The 3,329-nt window shown below is 49.0% G+C and carries 1 tRNA gene and 1 rRNA gene; both read left to right on the top strand.

Annotated features, from left to right (window positions below):
* Positions 1-42 precede the first annotated feature (42 nt).
* A tRNA-Ala gene (locus tag MMP72_RS15725) sits at positions 43-118 on the top strand.
* 369 nt (positions 119-487) lie between these two features.
* Positions 488-3,329 (top strand): 23S ribosomal RNA (locus MMP72_RS15720); the annotation flags it as partial.

Raw genomic sequence — 3,329 nt, 5'->3', positions numbered from 1 at the left:
AAGCTGCTAGATTGAAAGATATAGAATTCACAATGATAAGCTGGGGACTTAGCTTAGTTGGTAGAGCGCCTGCTTTGCACGCAGGAGGTCAGGAGTTCGACTCTCCTAGTCTCCACCACGTATTTAACAGAGTTAAATACGTAGCCTGAGCTAAAGATTACAGAATTTAGTGAGTTAAGATATAAACTTATTAAGTTCTGTGATTTATCACAGTTTAATGTAGCTGACGAGGTTACATTAATTCATTAACAGATTAGTAGAATTGAGTCTGAAATAAATTGTTCAAAACTCGATTAATATGATTTTAACGGTAATACGTAAGTGTTGCAGTTAGATGAAAGATTAATGCGAGAACTAGCGATTAACTGAATCAAGCGTTTTGGTATATGAATTAAATTGAAGCTGTACGGTGATTAAGTTCACAGTGCGTCAAACTGAAATGTTGGAGTTACTACTTGTAGGTAACGACGACTGTTTGGGGTTGTATAGTCAAGTAATTAAGTGCATGTGGTGGATGCCTTGGCAGTCAGAGGCGATGAAAGACGTAATAGCCTGCGATAAGCTCCGGGGAGGCGGCAAATATCCTTTGATCCGGAGATTTCTGAATGGGGGAACCCACCCGCTAAAAGGCGGGTATTGCATACTGAATACATAGGTATGCAAGGCGAACGAGGGGAAGTGAAACATCTCAGTACCCTTAGGAAAAGAAATCAATTGAGATTCCCTTAGTAGCGGCGAGCGAACGGGGATCAGCCCATTAAGTTATGTGTGTTTTAGTGGAACGCTCTGGGAAGTGCGAACGTAGAGGGTGATATTCCCGTACACGAAAGGGCACACATAATGATGACGAGTAGGGCGAGGCACGTGAAACCTTGTCTGAATATGGGGGGACCATCCTCCAAGGCTAAATACTCCTGACTGACCGATAGTGAACCAGTACCGTGAGGGAAAGGCGAAAAGAACCCCTGTGAGGGGAGTGAAATAGATCCTGAAACCGCATGCATACAAGCAGTGGGAGCCGACTTGTTCGGTGACTGCGTACCTTTTGTATAATGGGTCAGCGACTTACATTCAGTAGCGAGGTTAACCGAATAGGGGAGCCGTAGAGAAATCGAGTCTTAATAGGGCGTTTAGTTGCTGGGTGTAGACCCGAAACCAGGCGATCTATCCATGAGCAGGTTGAAGGTTGGGTAACACTAACTGGAGGACCGAACCCACTGTCGTTGAAAAGCCAGGGGATGACTTGTGGATAGGGGTGAAAGGCTAATCAAGCCTGGTGATAGCTGGTTCTCCCCGAAAGCTATTTAGGTAGCGCCTCGGACGAATACCATTGGGGGTAGAGCACTGTTTCGGCTAGGGGGTCATCCCGACTTACCAAACCGATGCAAACTCCGAATACCAATGAGTACTATCCGGGAGACAGACTGCGGGTGCTAACGTCCGTAGTCAAGAGGAAAACAATCCAGACCGCCAGCTAAGGCCCCAAAATCATAGTTAAGTGGGAAACGATGTGGGAAGGCATAGACAGCTAGGAGGTTGGCTTAGAAGCAGCCACCCTTTAAAGAAAGCGTAATAGCTCACTAGTCGAGTCGGCCTGCGCGGAAGATGTAACGGGGCTAAAACTATGTGCCGAAGCTGCGGATGTAACTATTAAGTTACGTGGTAGGGGAGCGTTCTGTAAGCCGATGAAGGTGTATTGAGAAGTATGCTGGAGGTATCAGAAGTGCGAATGCTGACGTGAGTAACGACAAAACGGGTGAAAAACCCGTTCGCTGAAAGACCAAGGGTTCCAGTCCAACGTTAATCGGGGCTGGGTGAGTCGACCCCTAAGGCGAGGCCGAGAGGCGTAGTCGATGGGAAATTGGTTAATATTCCAATACTTCTGTGTAATGCGATGAGAGGACGGAGAAGGTTAAGTCAGCCTGGCGTTGGTTGTCCAGGTGGAAGACAGTAGGCATGCATCTTAGGCAAATCCGGGGTGCTCTATGCTGAGAGTCGATAGCAAGCTGTACTTGTACAGTGAAGTGGCTGATACCATGCTTCCAGGAAAAGTCTCTAAGCTTCAGTTACACAGGAATCGTACCCTAAACCGACACAGGTGGTCAGGTCGAGTAGACCAAAGCGCTTGAGAGAACTCTGCTGAAGGAACTAGGCAAAATGGTACCGTAACTTCGGGAGAAGGTACGCTGCTGACGGTGATGGGACTTGCTCCCTGAGCTATTGGCAGCCACAGAAACCAGGCCGCTGCAACTGTTTATTAAAAACATAGCACTCTGCAAACACGAAAGTGGACGTATAGGGTGTGATGCCTGCCCGGTGCTGGAAGGTTAATTGATGGGGTTAGCGTAAGCGAAGCTCTTGATCGAAGCCCCAGTAAACGGCGGCCGTAACTATAACGGTCCTAAGGTAGCGAAATTCCTTGTCGGGTAAGTTCCGACCTGCACGAATGGCATAATGATGGCGGCGCTGTCTCCAGCAGAGGCTCAGTGAAATCGAATTCGCCGTGAAGATGCGGTGTACCCGCGGCTAGACGGAAAGACCCCGTGAACCTTTACTGCAGCTTGACATTGAACTTTGACCTTACTTGTGTAGGATAGGTGGGAGGCTTTGAAGTTGGAACGCTAGTTCCAATGGAGCCATCCTTGAAATACCACCCTGGTAATGTTGAGGTTCTAACTCTGCCCCGTAATCCGGGGCGAGGACCATGTCTGGTGGGTAGTTTGACTGGGGCGGTCTCCTCCTAAAGAGTAACGGAGGAGTACGAAGGTGCGCTCAGCGTGGTCGGAAATCACGCGTAGAGTATAAAGGCAAAAGCGCGCTTAACTGCGAGACCCACAAGTCGAGCAGGTACGAAAGTAGGTCTTAGTGATCCGGTGGTTCTGTATGGAAGGGCCATCGCTCAACGGATAAAAGGTACTCTGGGGATAACAGGCTGATACCGCCCAAGAGTTCATATCGACGGCGGTGTTTGGCACCTCGATGTCGGCTCATCTCATCCTGGGGCTGAAGCAGGTCCCAAGGGTATGGCTGTTCGCCATTTAAAGAGGTACGCGAGCTGGGTTTAGAACGTCGTGAGACAGTTCGGTCCCTATCTACCGTGGGCGCTGGAAATTTGAGAGGATCTGCTCCTAGTACGAGAGGACCAGAGTGGACGAACCTCTGGTGTACCGGTTGTCACGCCAGTGGCATCGCCGGGTAGCTATGTTCGGAAGGGATAACCGCTGAAAGCATCTAAGCGGGAAGCCTACCTCAAGATAAGATTTCCCTAGGACTTTATGTCCTCTAAAGAGCCGTTCGAGACTAGGACGTTGATAGGTTGGATGTGGAAG

The sequence above is a fragment of the Acinetobacter sp. NIPH 2699 genome, assembly GCF_022549355.1.
Taxonomy (GTDB): Bacteria; Pseudomonadota; Gammaproteobacteria; order Pseudomonadales; family Moraxellaceae; genus Acinetobacter.
Note: the sequence above shows the minus strand (reverse complement) of the source record. Positions and strands in the feature narration are given on the sequence as shown.